The organism is Roseateles sp. (assembly GCF_036486225.1).
Classification (GTDB): Bacteria; Pseudomonadota; Gammaproteobacteria; order Burkholderiales; family Burkholderiaceae_C; genus Roseateles.
The window spans coordinates 1-15,512 of record NZ_DASVNZ010000167.1 but is presented as its reverse complement, the minus strand read 5'-3'; the positions used below and the strand labels follow the sequence as shown (position 1 = coordinate 15,512).

At 69.3% G+C, this 15,512-nt stretch carries 15 protein-coding genes and 1 pseudogene; 4 read left to right on the top strand and 12 right to left on the bottom strand.

The features are described from left to right. The 7 genes from VF536_RS11875 to trpE form a co-directional block, all read right to left on the bottom strand. Positions 1–589, bottom strand: a 589-nt coding sequence (locus VF536_RS11875) for a BadF/BadG/BcrA/BcrD ATPase family protein (RefSeq protein WP_331615052.1), incomplete at its 3' end; no start/stop codon positions are given. A gap of 238 nt (positions 590–827) precedes the next feature. Further along, entirely contained in the window at positions 828–1,529 is a 702-nt protein-coding gene (locus tag VF536_RS11870) for a uracil-DNA glycosylase (protein ID WP_331615051.1), read from the bottom strand. Further along, positions 1,529–2,320, bottom strand: coding sequence for an indole-3-glycerol phosphate synthase TrpC (gene trpC, locus VF536_RS11865; protein WP_331615050.1), 792 nt, complete (start codon positions 2,318–2,320; stop codon positions 1,529–1,531). Before trpC ends, VF536_RS11870 begins: the two co-directional genes overlap by 1 nt. A gap of 14 nt (positions 2,321–2,334) precedes the next feature. Continuing rightward, positions 2,335–3,375: an anthranilate phosphoribosyltransferase gene (gene trpD, locus VF536_RS11860; protein ID WP_331615049.1), complete on the bottom strand. Its 1,041-nt coding sequence runs from the start codon at positions 3,373–3,375 to the stop codon at positions 2,335–2,337. A gap of 13 nt (positions 3,376–3,388) precedes the next feature. Continuing rightward, positions 3,389–4,468, bottom strand: coding sequence for a low-specificity L-threonine aldolase (ltaE, locus tag VF536_RS11855; protein ID WP_331615048.1), 1,080 nt, complete (start codon positions 4,466–4,468; stop codon positions 3,389–3,391). Beyond that, entirely contained in the window at positions 4,465–5,049 is a 585-nt protein-coding gene (locus VF536_RS11850) for an aminodeoxychorismate/anthranilate synthase component II (protein ID WP_331615047.1), read from the bottom strand. The genes ltaE and VF536_RS11850 overlap by 4 nt, the downstream gene beginning before the upstream one ends. A 27-nt stretch (positions 5,050–5,076) precedes the next feature. Next, positions 5,077–6,561, bottom strand: a complete 1,485-nt coding sequence (gene trpE, locus VF536_RS11845) for an anthranilate synthase component I (RefSeq protein ID WP_331615046.1) — start codon at positions 6,559–6,561, stop codon at positions 5,077–5,079. 393 nt (positions 6,562–6,954) lie between these two features. On the opposite strand from trpE, the gene VF536_RS11840 reads away from it, so the two are divergent. Then, positions 6,955–7,641 carry a chalcone isomerase family protein gene (locus VF536_RS11840; protein ID WP_331615045.1) on the top strand — a complete coding sequence of 229 codons (687 nt, stop codon included), beginning with the start codon at positions 6,955–6,957 and terminating at the stop codon, positions 7,639–7,641. An 8-nt stretch (positions 7,642–7,649) separates the two neighbouring features. Here the strand turns inward: VF536_RS11840 and gph are convergent, their stop codons facing one another. Together gph and VF536_RS11830 are read right to left on the bottom strand one after the other, a co-directional pair. After that, on the bottom strand, positions 7,650–8,309 hold the full coding sequence (gph, locus tag VF536_RS11835) for a phosphoglycolate phosphatase (RefSeq protein WP_331615044.1): 660 nt from the start codon (positions 8,307–8,309) through the stop codon (positions 7,650–7,652). 20 nt (positions 8,310–8,329) lie between these two features. Further along, positions 8,330–9,262 (bottom strand): LysR family transcriptional regulator, encoded by a 933-nt coding sequence (locus VF536_RS11830; protein WP_331615043.1) that lies wholly within the window; start codon positions 9,260–9,262, stop codon positions 8,330–8,332. Positions 9,263–9,365: 103 nt separating this feature from the next. Between VF536_RS11830 and VF536_RS11825 the strand changes: the two genes are divergently transcribed. Then, positions 9,366–10,457, top strand: a complete 1,092-nt coding sequence (locus VF536_RS11825) for an alkene reductase (protein ID WP_331615042.1) — start codon at positions 9,366–9,368, stop codon at positions 10,455–10,457. Here the strand turns inward: VF536_RS11825 and VF536_RS11820 are convergent. The 3 genes from VF536_RS11820 to VF536_RS11810 all read right to left on the bottom strand — a co-directional run bounded on the left by VF536_RS11820 (position 10,435) and on the right by VF536_RS11810 (position 13,437). After that, the gene (locus VF536_RS11820) at positions 10,435–11,835 is read right to left on the bottom strand and encodes a heavy metal sensor histidine kinase (RefSeq protein ID WP_331615041.1); all 1,401 of its coding nucleotides are present in this window, start codon (positions 11,833–11,835) and stop codon (positions 10,435–10,437) included. The two genes, VF536_RS11825 and VF536_RS11820, sit on opposite strands and share 23 nt — an antisense overlap. Beyond that, complete coding sequence (locus VF536_RS11815) at positions 11,832–12,539, bottom strand: heavy metal response regulator transcription factor (protein ID WP_331615040.1); 708 nt, start codon at positions 12,537–12,539, stop codon at positions 11,832–11,834. Before VF536_RS11815 ends, VF536_RS11820 begins: the two co-directional genes overlap by 4 nt. 76 nt (positions 12,540–12,615) lie before the next feature. Next, the gene (locus VF536_RS11810) at positions 12,616–13,437 is read right to left on the bottom strand and encodes an alpha/beta hydrolase (protein WP_331615039.1); all 822 of its coding nucleotides are present in this window, start codon (positions 13,435–13,437) and stop codon (positions 12,616–12,618) included. 286 nt (positions 13,438–13,723) lie between these two features. On the opposite strand from VF536_RS11810, the gene VF536_RS11805 reads away from it, so the two are divergent. Together VF536_RS11805 and VF536_RS11800 are read left to right on the top strand one after the other, a co-directional pair. Beyond that, on the top strand, positions 13,724–14,851 hold the full coding sequence (locus VF536_RS11805) for a patatin-like phospholipase family protein (protein WP_331615038.1): 1,128 nt from the start codon (positions 13,724–13,726) through the stop codon (positions 14,849–14,851). A 36-nt stretch (positions 14,852–14,887) separates the two neighbouring features. Continuing rightward, positions 14,888–15,512, top strand: a pseudogene (locus tag VF536_RS11800) (hypothetical protein); the annotation flags it as partial.

The following is a 15,512-nucleotide window of genomic DNA, read 5'->3' as shown; positions in this document are numbered from 1 at the left end:
GGGCCAGTGGTCCGGCCTCGACGCGGCCGTCCATGGCCTTCTGCGCCAGGCGCATCGCCTGGATGCCGAGCCACGCGCCGCTGCCTTCGTCCCCGCCGATCCAGCCCCAGCCGCTGACGCAGACCAGCGAGCCGTCCGAGCGCAACGCCTCGCCCACCGTGCCGGTGCCGGCCGCGACCACGCCGCCGGGCCGGCCCGCATGCGCGCCGATCACGGTGGTGGTGCCGTCGTTCACGAGTTCGATGTGGGCGTAGCCGGGTTGCTGCGCGATGAAAGCCTGTGCCTGGGCGGCGACGCCGGCGCCGGAAAGGCCGAGTCCGATGGCGGTCTCGCCGAGCGGCAGTCGATCGATGTTGGCCTTGGCCGCTGCTTCCTGCACGGCCATCTGGATGTGGCGCCAGGCCTGGGCGATGCCCTGCCCCAGCGCCGACGGTCCCGCCCAACCCTGTCCGAGCAGCTGTCCGTGGACATCGCTCAACCGGACTCGCGTGCCGGTGCCACCGCCGTCCACGCCCACCAGGAAGCGGACGCCCGCGAATCGGGCTTGCAGAGGAGCGGACCAGGCGTCCGCCAGGGGGTGGCTTGTCATGATTAATACCAGTTTAGTACCAAAAAACGCAGAGCGTCAATTGGTAGCGCACTGGACTTAACCCTGATGCCGAAGCCCCTTTCAGAGGGGTTGCGTGGTTATGACCACCAACGTACCAGTTATGGCTCTGCAGGAAATCGGGAGGACCACGTAGCAGGCGCACCGCCGATCCCCTCTTGCTCCCTCTCCCGCTTGCGGGAGACAGTGGAGATGAGGGCCAGCGGCCGCGGCAGTACGGTCAATCCAGGGACCAGCCTAACTCGATGCCCTGCCCTTTGAGCCAGTCGCTCGCAGCCGAGAAATGCCCACAGCCGATGAACGGCGCAGGACCGCGCGTGGCCGAGAGCGGCGACGGATGGTTGGCCTGCAGCACCAGATGCTGATGGCCCGCCGCCTCGATCAACGGCGCCTTCGCCTGTGCATGAGCCCCCCAGAGGAGGTAGACCTTGGGGGCCGGGTCTTGCGCGGTCGCAACAATGAGCGCGTCCGTGAGCGACTCCCAGCCCTTCTTCGCATGCGAGGCGGCGGCGCCGTCCTCGACGGTGAGGCTGGTGTTGAGCAGCAGCACCCCGCGCCGAGCCCACTCGCCGAGGTGGCCCGACATTGCCGGCTGCTGCCCCAGGTCGCGCTGCAGTTCCTTGAAAATGTTGCGCAGCGAGGGCGGCAGCTTCTCCCCCACCGGCACGGAGAACGACAGTCCCTCCGCCTGCCCCGGCCCGTGATACGGGTCCTGGCCGACGATGACGACCTTCACGTTCGTCAGCGGCGTGAGGCGCAGCGCACGCAGCGGATCGGGCGGATAGATCACCGCGCCTTCGGCGAGGCGCGTCTTCAGCAGCCCTTCGATGCGCTGGCCGTCGGCACTCACGCGCCAGGCGTCGATGAGCGGCTGCCAGCCGTCACCGGCCGACCAGTCGAGGGTCTTGAGCGTCGCACTCATCAGCGGAACAGCGCCGACAGCGCCGCGCCCGGATCGGGCGCGCGCATGAAGGCCTCGCCGACGAGGAAGGCGTTCACCTGCGCGTCGCGCATGCGCCGCACGTCGTCGGGGCCGAGGATGCCGGACTCGGTCACCAGCAGGCGGTCCGCCGGCACCTGCTTCAGCAGCCCGAGCGTCGTGTCCAGCGTGACCTCGAAGGTCTTCAGGTTGCGGTTGTTGATGCCGACCATCGGTGTCTTCAATCGCAGCGCGCGTTCCAGCTCGGCGCCGTCGTGCACCTCGACCAGCACGTCCAGACCGAGGCCCAGCGCGCAGTCCTCGAGCTCGGCCATCAGTCCGTCGTCCAGGCTCGCCGCGATCAGCAGGATGCAATCCGCGCCCATCGCACGCGCTTCGTAGACCTGGTACGGATCGATCATGAAGTCCTTGCGCAGCACCGGCAGCGCGCAGGCCGCGCGGGCCTGCTTCAGGAACTCGACCGAGCCCTGGAAGTGCGGTGCGTCGGTCAGCACGCTCAGGCAGGCCGCGCCGTGCTGCGCGTAGCTGCGGGCGATGTCGGCGGGACGGAAGTCCTCGCGCAGCACGCCCTTGCTCGGGCTGGCCTTCTTCACCTCGGCGATCACGCCGCTGTGTCCGGCAGCGATCTTGGCGCGCAGCGCGTTCACGAAACCGCGCGTCGGCTCGGCGCGCGATTCGGCTTCGGCACGCAGCGCGGCCAACGGCACGCGCGCCGACGCAGCGGCGACTTCCTCGCGCTTGACGGCGTTGATGCGATCCAGGATGTCAGACATACGATTCTCTTGATTCAGGCGGTGGCGGCCGCCTGCTGCTTCGTCTCCGCGACGAACTGGTCCAGCTTGGCGCGCGCGGCGCCGGTCTCGATGGCGACGCGCGCCTTCGCGATGCCGTCGGCGATCGACTCGACGACGTTGGCCGCATACAGCGTCGCACCCGCGTTCAGCAGCACGATGTCGCGCGCCGCGCCGGGTTCGTCGCCGAGCACGCCCAGCAGCACCTGGCGACTCTCCTCCGGCCCGCTCACACGCAGGTTGCGGCTCGCGACCATCGGCATGCCGAAGTCCTCGGGGTGGATCTCGTACTCGCGGATCTCGCCGTTCCTGAGCTCGCCGACCAGCGTCGCCGCGCCCAGCGAGATCTCGTCCATGTTGTCCTTGCCGTAGACGACCACCGCGTGCTGCGCGCCCAGGCGCTGCATCACGCGGACCTGGATGCCGACGAGGTCCGGATGGAACACGCCCATCAGGATGTTGGGCGCGTCGGCCGGGTTGGTCAGCGGCCCCAGGATGTTGAAGATCGTGCGCACGCCCAGCTCCTTGCGGACGGGCGCGATGTTCTTCATCGCCGGGTGATGGTTGGGCGCGAACATGAAACCGATGCCGGTCTTGCGCACGCATTCAGCCACGGCCTGCGGCGGCAGCGACAGCGTCACGCCGAGCGCCTCCAGCACGTCCGCGCTGCCGGTCTTGGACGACACGCTGCGGTTGCCGTGCTTGGCGACCTGCGCGCCCGCCGCGGCCGCGACGAACATCGAGCAGGTCGAGATGTTGAAGGTGTGCGCGCCGTCGCCGCCGGTGCCGACGACGTCGACCAGATGCGGGCCGGCCTCGATCGGCACCTTGACGGAGAACTCGCGCATCACCTGCGCGGCGGCGGTGATCTCGCCGATGGTCTCCTTCTTGACGCGCAGGCCGATCAGGATCGCCGCGGCGGTGACCGGCGAGATGTCGCCGCTCATGATGCGGCGCATCAGCGACAGCATCTCGTCGTGGAAGATCTCGCGGTGCTCGATGACGCGGGTCAGCGCCTCGTTGTCGGTGATGGGCATGAGGACCTCCCGCTCAGGCGTTGAAGAACCGGCGCGTGGCCGCAACCGCGCGGTCGACGCCTTCGGCGTCCACATCGAGGTGGGTCACGAAGCGCAGCTTGTACAGCCCGGTCGTGAGCACGCCCTCGGACTTCAGATGCTCGACCAGCTTCGCGGCGATGCCCTGGTCGACGTCGCAGAAGACGATGTTGGTCTGCGGCGCTTCGACCGTGAGACCCGGCAGACCTTGGAGGCCTTCGGCGAGGCGCTTGGCCAGCGCGTGGTCCTCGCCCAGGCGCTTCACCTGGTGATCGAGCGCGTAGTGCGCCGCTGCCGCAAGCAGCCCGGCCTGGCGCATGCCGCCGCCGAGCATCTTGCGCCAGCGGTGCGCGCGCTTGATGAGCTCGCGCGAGCCGCACAGCACCGAACCGACCGGCGCGCCCAGGCCCTTCGAGAAGCAGACCGACACGCTGTCGAAGTGCGAGCAGATGCGCCTGGCCGCGTCGTACGGATCGCTGCCGTCCTGCGCCGCGACCGCCACTGCCGCATTGAACATGCGTGCGCCGTCGAGGTGGTGCGACAGACCGTGGCGCTTCGCCAGCTCGGCAGCCGCGGCGAGGTAGTCCATCGGCAGCACCTTGCCGCCGACCGTGTTCTCGAGCGCCAGCAGCCGCGTGCGCGCGAAGTGCGCGTCGTCGGGCTTGATGTTGGCTTCGATGTCGGCCAGCGGCAGCGAGCCGTCCGGCGCGTGGTTCAGCGGCTGCGGCTGGATGGAGCCCAGCACCGCGGCGCCGCCGCCTTCCCAGCGGTAGGTGTGGGCGTACTGGCCGACGATGTACTCGTCGCCGCGCTGGCAGTGCGCCATCAGCGCGCAGAGGTTGCTCTGCGTGCCGGTGGGCATGAAGAGCGCAGCCTCGAAACCGAGCCGCTCCGCCAGCGCCGCCTGCAGCGCGTTGACGCTGGGATCGTCGCCGAAGACGTCGTCGCCCAGCGGCGCGACGGCCATCGCCGCGCGCATGCCGGCGGTGGGCTGGGTGACGGTATCGCTGCGCAGATCGACGATCGCGCCGATGTTGCCGCCGCGCTGACCTGCTGCCTTGCTGCCTTCGTTCATCGTGCCAACTCCAGGAAGTTCTTGAGCATCGCGTGACCGTGCTCCGAGAGGATGGATTCGGGATGGAACTGGACGCCCTCCAGCGGCGTCGCGGTGCCGGCCAGCGCGCGGTGACGCACGCCCATGATCTCGCCGTCCTCGCTGCGGGCGCTGATCTCCAGCTCCGCCGGGATCGTCGATTCCTCGATCGCCAGCGAGTGGTAGCGGATCACGTCGAAGCGGTCGGGCAGTCCGCTGAAGACGCCCTGCGTGTCGGTCGTGATCGTCGAGGACTTGCCGTGCATCTGCACCTTGGCCCGGACGATGTTGCCGCCCAGCGCCGCGCCGATGCTCTGATGGCCCAGGCACACGCCCAGGATCGGCAGCTTGCCGATGAAGCGCTGGATCGCCGGCACGCAGACGCCGGCTTCCTTGGGCGTGCACGGACCGGGCGAGAGCACCAGATGCGTCGGGTTGAGCGCGGCGATCTCGTCCAGCGTGATCTGGTCGTTGCGGACCGTCTTCACCTCGGCGCCGAGCTCGGCGAAGTACTGCACCAGGTTGAAGGTGAAGCTGTCGTAGTTGTCGATCATCAGCAGCATGTCGTCGCTCCTTCGTTCACTTCAGCTTCAGAAACCTTCTTCGACCAGTTCCGCGGCGCGCAGCAGCGCGCGCGCCTTGGCCTCGGTCTCCTTCCATTCGAGCTCGGGGACCGAGTCCGCCACGATGCCCGCCGCCGCCTGCACGTAGAGCACCTGGTCCATGACGATGCCGGTGCGGATCGCGATGGCCAGGTCCATGTCGCCGCCGAAGCTCAGGTAGCCGCAGGCGCCGCCGTAGATGCCGCGCTTGACGGGTTCGAGCTCGTCGATGATCTCCATCGCGCGGATCTTGGGCGCGCCCGACAGGGTGCCGGCCGGGAAGCTGGCGCGGAAGACGTCCATGTTGCCCACGCCAGGTTTCAGGAGGCCCTCGACGTTGCTGACGATGTGCATCACGTGCGAGTAGCGTTCGACCGCGAAGGCGTCCGTCACCTTCACGCTGCCGGTCTGCGCGATGCGGCCGATGTCGTTGCGGGCCAGGTCGATCAGCATCAGGTGCTCGGCGCGTTCCTTGGGATCGGCCTTGAGCTCGACTTCCAGCGCCTGGTCCTGCTCCGGCGTGCCGCCGCGCGGACGGGTGCCGGCCAGCGGGCGGATCGTGACCTTGCGGCCGTCGGGCGTCTGCTCCTGGCGCACCAGGATCTCCGGCGAGGCGCCGACGATCTGGAAGTCCCCCATGTCGTAGAAGTACATGTAGGGGCTGGGGTTCAGCGAGCGCAGCGCGCGGTAGAGGCTCAGCGGGGACTCGGTGTAGCGCTTCTTCAGCCGCTGGCCGAAGACGATCTGCATGCAGTCGCCGGCGGCGATGTAGGCCTTGGCCTTGTCGACGGAGGCGAGGAAGTCGGCCTTGGCGAACTCGCGCTCGACCGGATGGGCCTGCGCGCGCGCCACGCGCGGTGCGGCGACCGAATAGCCCAGCTTGTCCTTCAGCTCGGTGAGGCGCTTCTTCGCCTTGAAGTAGGCCTCGGACTGGCCGGGGTCGGCGTACACGATCAGGTAGAGCTTGCCCGACAGGTTGTCGATGACGGCCAGTTCCTCGCACTGGAGCAGCATCACGTCGGGGGTTGGCAGGCCGCCCTCCGGCGTGGAGTCGGCCAGGCGCGGCTCGATGTAGCGCACCGCGTCGTAGCCGAAGTAGCCGGCCAGGCCGCCACAGAAGCGCGGCATGCCGGGCCGGAGCGCGACCTTGAAGCGTTGCTGGTAGGCCTCGATGAAGGCGAGTGGATCGCCCTCGTGCGTCTCGATCACGGCGCCGTCGCGGATCACGCGGGTGACGGGGCCTTCGCTCTTCAGCACGGTGCGCGCGGGCAGGCCGATGAAGGAGTAGCGGCCGAAGCGCTCGCCGCCGACCACGGATTCCAGCAGGAAGCTGTGGCGGCCCGGGCCGTTGCCGGCGCAGAGCTTCAGGTAGAGCGAGAGCGGGGTCTCGAGATCCGCGAAGGCCTCGCTGATCAGCGGGATGCGGTTGTAGCCGTCGGCGGCCAGGCTTTGGAATTCCAGTTCGGTGATCACGTCGTCAAACCTCTCGTCGAATGCGGCGTGTCGTCAGTGACGCTGGGCATCACGACGCGCGCGCAAGCGCTAACTCAGGTCGCCTGTTGGACCTGCCCCGTACGGTAGGGTGCAGAGGATGTGTGACGGTTCCCGCGTCCGGGGGATAGGGGTGGACGGCGGGTGGCAAGCATCAGGCGGCTTCAGGTGAAGTCGAACCAGGATCGCCAGGGCCAGGCTCCCCGGTCGTTCGACCCCTTGATGTGCTTGCGCGTGATAAACATGGTGCGGATCAGTGTAGCAGGCGGCATGGGCAGGAGGATTCCCGGAGGCCCGGCTTCGCATGGCTGTCGGATACTTCGCGTCAGAGTCGACCGTGGAGTCGGCCGATCCTTCCGGAGGGAATGGAGACACATGTCCAAGCGCAAAGTCCTGATGACCGCGGGTCTGCTCGCGGCCGCGTTGTCGACGCCGATCGCGGCCTCGGCCCAGTCCACGCCTGCGGCGGCTTCCGCGGCCACTGCGGCAGCCGCCCCGGCGCCGATCGAACTCGCCGGCGTCAAGTACGACGGCACGGCCGAGGTGGCCGGCCAGAAGCTGCAGCTCAACGGCGCGGGGATCCGCTACAAGGCGATCTTCAAGGTCTACACGGCCGGCCTGTACATGAACGCGAAGGCGACGACGCCGGAGGCCGTGCTGGCCAACACCGGGCCAAAGCGCATCCACATCCAGATGCTGCGCGACATCGACGGCGAGGAGCTGGGCAAGCTCTTCACCAAGGGCATGGAACAGAACGCGACGCGCGAGGAGTTCGGGCGCTCCATCGTCGGCGTGCTGCGCATGTCGGAGATCTTCGTGCAGAAGAAGAAGCTCAAGACCGGCGAGAGCTTCGGCGTGGACTACATCCCCGGGACGGGCACGGTGGTCTTCGTCAACGGGCAACTGATCCCGGGCGAGCCGATCAAGGGCGAGGACTTCTTCAACGTGCTGCTGAAGATCTGGCTGGGCAAGTCGCCGGCGGACAGCGACCTGAAGGTCGCGCTGCTGGGCGGCGCCAAGGCCGTGGCGAGCAACCGGAACGCGGCGGGCAGCGGGCGCTGAGGCGCCCCTCAGCCGAGCAGTTCGTCGAGCCGGTCGATGTAGCGCTCGGCGGGCACCTCGCGGATCAGTTGGCCATGGTTGTAGCCGTAGCTGACCAGCGCGATCGGGCAGCCGGCGGCATGCGCGGCGCGGGCGTCGTTGCTGGAGTCGCCGATCATCCAGGTCGTCGCGGGCGCTGAACCGAGCGCCTCGCAGGTCTTGAGCAGCGGCATCGGATCGGGCTTCTTGCGCTCGAAGTCGTCGCCGCCGAAGACGCGGTCGAAGTAGCGGTCCAAGCCCTTGCGCTTGAGCAGCTCGCGTGCGAATGCCGCGGGCTTGTTGGTCAGGCAGGCCATCGGCAGGCCGAGCGCCTTCAGCGCATCCAGCCCCTCGATCACGCCGGGGAACACGTCGGCGTGCTCACCGTTGAGCACCTCGTAGTGGCGCTGGTAGAGCGCCCAGGCCTGCTCGTAGTGCGCCTGGGGAGCGCCGACTTCGGTGAGCACGCTGCGGATCAGGTGCTCGCTGCCCTGCCCGATCGTGTGCTCGACGAAGTCGCGACCGACCGCGGGCAGGCCCATGTCGGCCAACACGCGGTTCAGCACCGCGACGAAATCGCCCAAGGTGTCGACGAGCGTGCCGTCGAGATCGAGCATGAAGGCGGTGGGAGTCGGATCGAGTGCAGGCATGACAGCATCCTAGCCGCGCCTCACCCCTTCTTCGTCGAGGCGACCTCGCCCAGCGCCGCCACCTCGGCGGCCACGTCCGAGACCAACGCCCGCAACCACCGATGCGCCGGATCGTCCCGGTATCTCACGTGCCACGCGATCTCCACCGGGAAGGTGCCCAGATCCACCGGCGACGGCAACACCTTCAAGCGCTTGTCCGACGCCAGCTTCCGGCAGATCTGCGCCGGCAGCGTCGCGCAGTAGTCGGTGACCGCCACCACTTCCGGCACCGCCAGGAAGTGCGTCACCGACACCGCAACCTCGCGCTTCAGGCCCTGCTTCTCCAGCGCCTGGAACAGCCCCACGCGCAGCCGACCCGGCGGCAGTACGTTCACGTGCTTGAGCTGCTCGTACTGCTTGCGCGTCATCTTCCGGTCCACCGTCGGATGCCCCCGCCGCACGATGCACGCCAGCCCGTCGTCCATCACGTGCTGCACCACGAGGTTGTCCGGCGGATCGACCACCCGCCCGAGCACCATCGCGGTCGAGCCCGAGATCACGCCCGTCTCCGCCAGGTCGGTGCCGAACGGCGTCAGCCTCACCGCCATGTTCGGCGCCTGCTCCCGCAGCCGCGCGACGATCGCCGGCACCAGAACCAGCTCGACATAGCTGTTGGGCGCCAGCGTCACCAGCTGCGTCGACTTCGCCGGATCGAAGTCCCGCTGGCCCAGGATCGCCGTGTCCAGGCTGGCCAGCGCGGCCGCAATGATGGGCGCGAGTTCCTCCGCCTTCTGCGTCGGCTGCATGCCGTAGCGCTCGCGGATGAAGAGCGGATCCATCAGCATCGCCCGCAGCCGCGTCAGCGCATTGGACAGCGCCGGCTGCGTGATGCCCAGCCGCTGCGCCGCGCGGGTCACGCTGCGCTCCTCCATCACCGCCAGGAAAACCGGCAGCAGGTTCAGGTCGTATCGCATCCAGCCATGTTGCCCGACGCATATCTGTTGTTCAACGGATAAATTGGATGAATGTGGCGCCGATGTCCAGACTTCGTCCTGTCACTCCCTGGAAAGAACCGCCATGTCCGATCAGAAGCTCTTCACCCCCGGCCGCATCGGCGCGATCGAGGTCCGCAACCGCGTCGCGATGGCGCCGCTGACCCGCTCGCGCGCCAGCTCGGACGGCGTGCCGTCGCCGCTGGCCGTCGAGTACTACCGCCAGCGCGCCTCCGCCGGATTGATCGTGGCGGAGGCGACCAACATCTCCCGCCAGGGCCGCGGCTACGCCTGGACGCCCGGCATCTACACGCCCGAGCAGGTGCAAGCCTGGAAGCAGGTCACCGACGCCGTCCACGCCGAAGGCGGCAGGATCGTGCTGCAGCTGTGGCACGTGGGCCGCATGTCGCATGTGAGCCTGCAGAAGGACGGGGCCGCACCGGTCGCGCCTTCCGCGCTCCAGGCGGGCACCGTCGTCTTCACCGAGGCCGGCTTCGAGCCGCCGTCGGCGCCGCGCGCCCTGGAACGGTCCGAGCTCCCCGGCCTGATCGAGGACTACCGCCGCGCCGCGGTCAACGCCAAGGTCGCGGGCTTCGACGGCGTGGAGATCCACGCGGCCAACGGCTATCTGCTGGAGCAGTTCCTGCGCGACAGCACCAACCGCCGGACGGACCAGTACGGCGGCTCGATCAAGAACCGCGCCCGCTTCGTGCTGGAGGTCGTCGATGCCGTGACCGCCGTGTGGGGCGCGGACCGCGTCGGCCTGCGCCTGTCGCCGCTGTCGACCGCGATCGGCGACACGCCGATCGACAGCACGCCGGCGGAGACGCACGGCTATCTGGCCCGCCAGCTCGGTGAGCGTGGCCTGGCCTATCTGCATGTGGTGGAAGGTCAGCTGCATGCCGGCAACGGCGCGGATGCCTTCGACGTCGAGGCCCTGCGCTACGCCTTCGGCGGCGCCTACATCGCCAACAACGGCTATGACCGTCAGCGCGCGCTGGATGCCACCTCGTCGGGTCACGCCGACATGGTCGCCTTCGGGAAACCCTTCATCGGAAATCCGAACCTGGTCGAGCGTCTGAAGGGCAACCTGCCGCTGTTCGATGCGCCGCAGTCGGCGTACTTCGGCGGCGGTGCGGAAGGCTATACGCAGTTCAGCGCGCAGGCCGCCGCCTGACCAAGGTGAACCCGATCTCCGTCCGGCCGTCCGCCGACTCGACGAAGGTCTCGCCGCCATGCATGCGGGCAACGGCGCGCACGATGGCCAAGCCGAGGCCGAAGCGGTCCCCCGCCTTTGAGCGCGAGGACTCGCCGCGCCAGAAACGATCGAACATGCGCCGGCGGATCTCCTCGGGAATCGGGTCGCCGGGGTTGACCACGACGATCTCCGCGCCGTCGGGCACGCCCTGACCCTCCGGCGCGCGCTCGATCCGCACCGTCAGCGTCGCGCCTTCCGGCGCATGCCGCGACGCGTTGGTCAGCAGGTTCACCAGCGCACGACGGAGCAGCGCGCGGTTGACCGGCAGCCGATGGTCGCCTTCGACCGCCAGATGCTGGTGCTTCTCCTCGAGCAGGATCTCGACGAACTCGCCCACGCCCAGCGCCTCGCCGCGCAGCGACAGCTCGACGAGGTCCGCCGCGGCGTCGCCCTGATCGGCCCGCGCCAGGAACAGCATGTCGTTGATCATCGACGCCATGCCGCGCAGCTCCTCCAGGTGGGACTCCAGCACGTCGCGCATCTCCGCCTCCGGCCGGTCCCGCGACAGCACCACCTCCGCGCCGTTGATCATGATGGCCAGCGGCGTGCGCAGCTCGTGGGCGACATTCGCATTGAAGCCTTCCAGCTGGTGCCACGCCTCCTCCATCCGCGACAGCACCTCGTTGAAGCGCTGCGCCAGCGGCATCAGCTCGGCGCTGTCCTCGGGCAGCGTGAGGCGGCGCGAGAGCGCGCCGGGCTGGATCACCTCGGCCTCGCGCGACAGCGCCGACAGCCCGCGCAATCCGCGCCGCGTCGCCAGCCAGGCCAGCGCGATCGTGCAGAGCACGCCGGCCACGCCGACCATCAGCCCCGCGTCGTCGTAGGTCGCCAGCATCTGCTGGCGCGGCCGCGGATCCATGCCGATCAAGACCTGCGCGTCCGGAAACGCGGCATGGTCGGGCAGGCGGAAGTGCGCGCCGCGCAGCTCGACGCCGTCCTGCCGCCGCAGCCAGACCTTGTCGCCGTCGCGCTGCACCGACGGCGGCATCGGCTCTGCGCCGTACAGCAGCGTGCCGTCGCGCCCGACCAGCCACACGTTCCACCGGAAGCGGCCGCCGACGCTGGTCGCCGCCAGATGGCGGCGCAGCATCGGCAGGTCCTCCATGGAGCTCGCCTCGCCGATGAAGTGCTTCACGACCTCGGTCTTGCCCAGCAGATCGGCGCGCTCGTCGGCGATCAGCACCTGCTCCAGCGCCTTGTGCAGCAGGAAGCCCGCGGCGGAGAACACCACCACCGCCACCAGCGCCAGCATCAGCACGAGCCGCGCCGAGATGGAGCCCAGCCGACCCCTGCTCATGACGACGGCGCTTCCAGCACGTAGCCCATGCCGCGCACGGTGCGCAGCATCCTGGTCTCGAACGGGTCGTCGATCTTCGCGCGCAGGCGCCGCACCGCGACGTCGACGACGTTGGTGTCGCTGTCGAAGTTCATGTCCCAGACCTGCTCCGCGAGCACGGTGCGCGACAGCACCTCGCCGCGACGCCGCATCAGCAGCGCGAGCAGCTGGAACTCCTTGGTCGTGAGCGCGATGGACTGCCCGCCGCGGAACACCTTTCGACGCGCGAGATCGAGCTGCAGGTCACCGAGCGTCAGCATCGTCTCCGACACGCCGCCGGCGCCAGCGCCGGCGCCCGATCCGGAACGCACGCCGCGGCGCCGCAGCGCGGTCAGCCGGGCGAGCAGCTCCGAGAACGCGAAGGGTTTGACGAGGTAATCGTCGGCGCCTTCCTGCAGCCCGTGCACGCGATCCTCGACGCCGTCGCGCGCAGTCAGCATCAGCACCGCCACGTCCTTCTCCGCCTTGATCGCCTTCAGCACGCTGAAGCCGTCGATGCCCGGCAGCATCACGTCGAGCACGATCAGGTCGTACTCGCCGTTCAGCGCCAGGTGGCGGCCGTCGATGCCGTCGGCCGCCACGTCGACGACGTAGCCGTTCTCCGTCAGCCCCTTGCGGAGGTAGCCGGCCAGCTTCGGTTCATCTTCGACGACGAGGACACGCATCTCTGCTCCTAGGGCGCCGCCGGACTCACTGTCCTGCGGCGGCGCGGGCATCACGGGGCGGATTATCGGCAGCAACTCAGCGCTGGCCCTGCGCGGCCTTGACGATCAGGTCGGCGACCGCCTGCGGCTGCGACAGCAGCGAGACGTGGCTGGCGTTCAGCTCGATCGTCGCGGCGCCCATGCGCTGCGCCAGGAAGCGTTGCAGCTCGGGGTTGATGGTCCGGTCCTGCGTCGACACGGCGTACCAGCTCGGCTTGATGCGCCACGCGGCGGTGGTCGTCTTGCCGCTGGCCACGGCGCGGGCGAAGGGCTGCTGCACGGCGAAGTAGCTGAGCGCCTCGGCGGACGGCAGGTCGCCGGCGAAGTCCTTCAGGAACGCGTCCTGCGACAGGCTGCCCCAGTCGCCGTTCCACTTCAGGCCCGCGCCCGCGGGCGCGGCCGGGAACTTGCGGGTCAGCGCGGGATAGTCCTCGCCAGCGTCCGGCGCGCGCGCCGCGATGTAGACCAGTCCGCTGACCTTGGGGTCGGCGCCGGCCTCGCTGATCACCATGCCGGCGTAGGAGTGGCCGACCAGCAGCGTCGGACCGTCCTGCTGCGCGAGCGCGCGCTTCACGGCGTCGGCGTCGTCCTGCAGGCTGGTCAGCGGGTTCTGCACCGAAGTCACGTGCAGGCCCTTGGCCTGCAGCAGCGGGATCACCTTGCCCCAGCTGGAACCGTCGGCGTACAGGCCATGCACCAGCACGACGTTGTGGACCGCGACCGGCGCGGACTTGACGGTCGCGGCCGCCGCTTGCGGGGCGGACGGCGCGGCGTCGGTCTCGGCGTGCGCGACGCCGAAGGACGCGGTGGCGACGAAGGCGGTGGCCATCAGCTGGCCGAGGAAGGTCTTGCGGTTCATGAGGCTCTTTCGCGTGGAGCGGGCGCCGCCGTCGGCGTCCTGGCTGGTGAGGAGATCCGCAGCGGCCCTGTGCCGACTGCTTGGGATGAACTGTAGGAACCGGGCTCCCACGCCAGACGCACAGCTTCATTACAAGATTGAAATCTTCGGCATGCCGGTCACCGACCGCCTGCGCCGCCGCCTGTCCCGTGTCCATGCGGCATCCGGGACGACACCCCCAACTTCGCAGATTGCCACCCGTTGCACCGAGGCCTAGGCTCGGCATTCCTCACAGCGGGAGACCGCGATGCCCTTCGACAAAGACACGCGCACCAGTGGCATCGCACTCGCCCTCTCGGGCGGAGGCTTCCGAGCCGTGCTGTTCCACGTCGGCGTGCTGTGGCGGCTCAACGAGCTCGGCGTGCTGGGCAAGCTGGCCCGCATCTCCAGCGTGTCGGGCGGCTCGATCGCCTCAGGGCTGCTGGCCGTGCGCTGGCCGCGGCTCGCGTTCGGCGAAGACGGCCGCTCCGCGCATTTCGAGGCCGAGGTCGTCGCCCCGCTGCGCGAGTTCTGCGCGCGCAACATCGATGTCGCCTCGGTCCTGTCGGGCGCGTTCAACCCCTTCCGCTCCGCCGGAGACGCCGTCGCCGACGAGTACCGCAAGCGCCTGGGCCTCCACGTGTCGCTGCAGTCGCTGCCGGACGATCCGCGCTTCGTCTTCAACGCGACCAACTACGCGACCGGCGTCAGCTTCCGCTTCTCCAAGCCCTACGCCGGGGACTACCGCATCGGCCTGATCCCGAAGCCGCGCTTCGACGTGGCCACGGCGGTGGCCTGTTCCAGCGCGTTCCCGCCGGTGCTGGCACCGATCGAGCTGGACGTTCGGCCCGAGGACTTCACCCAGGTCGACGGCGCCGATCTCTATGACCAGATCGACTACCGCCGCCGCCTGATGCTGGCCGACGGCGGGGTCTACGACAACCTGGGGCTGGAGACCGTCTGGGGCCGCTACGAGACGGTGCTGGTCAGCGACGCGGGCAAGCCCTTCGACATCGATGCCGGCATCGGCACGATGGCGCCGCGCCAGCTCATGCGCACGATGGACATCGGCCTGAACCAGGCGCTGGCGCTGCGCAAGCGCATGCTGATCTCGGCCTATGCGCGCGGCGACGCGAAGGGCGCGTTCTGGGCCATCGACACCGACATCGCAGACTACCCGGCGATCGAGGAGGCCGGCCTTCCCGTCGACCCGGCGCGCGTGGCCGATCTCGCGGCGATCCGCACCCGGCTCGACCGCTTCAAGGAGCAGGAGCAGTGCGAGCTGATCAACTGGGGCTACGCGGTCAGCGACGCCGCGGTGAGATCGCGCGCGCCGCAGGTGGCGCTGCGACGCCAGTCCGCGGCGTGGCCTTATCCGAAACACGCGCTGAACTGAGGTCGCTCAACGCAAGCCGCCACCGGACGCCGCGCCATGGCTGACATCTTCCGCATCGAACTGCTGCCGGCACGTCACGGCGACTGCCTGCTGCTCGAATACGGCGACGACGCGCGTCCGCATCGCGTGCTGATCGACGGCGGTCCGATCGGCGCGTACGGCGCGCTGTCGCAGCGGCTGGCCGCGCTGCCCGAGGACCAGCGCGAGCTGGAGCTGCTCGTGATCACGCATGTTGACGGCGATCACATCGAGGGCTGCCTCAAGCTGCTGAACCACCGCGAGCTGGCGACCTTCCGCGACATCTGGTTCAACGGCTGGCCGCACATCGCGCAGCCGCTGAAGGAGCCGCCGCCGCCGCGCCCCGGCGCGCCCCCCGCGACGGGCGCGGAGGTGAACGCCCAGCGCAGCGCGCTGCAGGGCGCGATGATCAGCGTCCGCATCGAGGACCGGCAGTGGAACGCGGCCTTCCAGGGCGCGCCGATCTTCGTTCCGGCCATCGGTCCGCTGCCGGTGCGCGAGCTGCCCGGCGGCCTGCGTCTGACGCTGCTGTCACCGACGCTGGACAAGCTCGAGAAGCTGCGCGCCGCGTGGGATCGCGCGCTGGAGCGCGCCGAGCTGGATGCCACCGATGACGCCGCGCTCAGCGCGCGCCTCGAAGGCC

Bases quoted from the DNA above. Each gene is read 5' to 3' on its own strand.
- VF536_RS11830 (WP_331615043.1), bottom strand. From the start codon at position 9,262: ATGCGATACGACCTGAACCTGCTGCCGGTTTTCCTGGCGGTGATGGAG.
- trpD (WP_331615049.1), bottom strand. From the start codon at position 3,375: ATGCCCATCACCGACAACGAGGCGCTGACCCGCGTCATCGAGCACCGC.
- VF536_RS11870 (WP_331615051.1), bottom strand. From the start codon at position 1,529: ATGAGTGCGACGCTCAAGACCCTCGACTGGTCGGCCGGTGACGGCTGG.
- trpC (WP_331615050.1), bottom strand. From the start codon at position 2,320: ATGTCTGACATCCTGGATCGCATCAACGCCGTCAAGCGCGAGGAAGTC.
- VF536_RS11820 (WP_331615041.1), bottom strand. From the start codon at position 11,835: ATGAGCAGGGGTCGGCTGGGCTCCATCTCGGCGCGGCTCGTGCTGATG.
- VF536_RS11825 (WP_331615042.1), top strand. From the start codon at position 9,366: ATGTCCGATCAGAAGCTCTTCACCCCCGGCCGCATCGGCGCGATCGAG.
- VF536_RS11840 (WP_331615045.1), top strand. From the start codon at position 6,955: ATGTCCAAGCGCAAAGTCCTGATGACCGCGGGTCTGCTCGCGGCCGCG.
- VF536_RS11805 (WP_331615038.1), top strand. From the start codon at position 13,724: ATGCCCTTCGACAAAGACACGCGCACCAGTGGCATCGCACTCGCCCTC.
- ltaE (WP_331615048.1), bottom strand. From the start codon at position 4,468: ATGAACGAAGGCAGCAAGGCAGCAGGTCAGCGCGGCGGCAACATCGGC.
- gph (WP_331615044.1), bottom strand. From the start codon at position 8,309: ATGCCTGCACTCGATCCGACTCCCACCGCCTTCATGCTCGATCTCGAC.
- VF536_RS11810 (WP_331615039.1), bottom strand. From the start codon at position 13,437: ATGAACCGCAAGACCTTCCTCGGCCAGCTGATGGCCACCGCCTTCGTC.
- VF536_RS11815 (WP_331615040.1), bottom strand. From the start codon at position 12,539: ATGCGTGTCCTCGTCGTCGAAGATGAACCGAAGCTGGCCGGCTACCTC.
- VF536_RS11850 (WP_331615047.1), bottom strand. From the start codon at position 5,049: ATGCTGCTGATGATCGACAACTACGACAGCTTCACCTTCAACCTGGTG.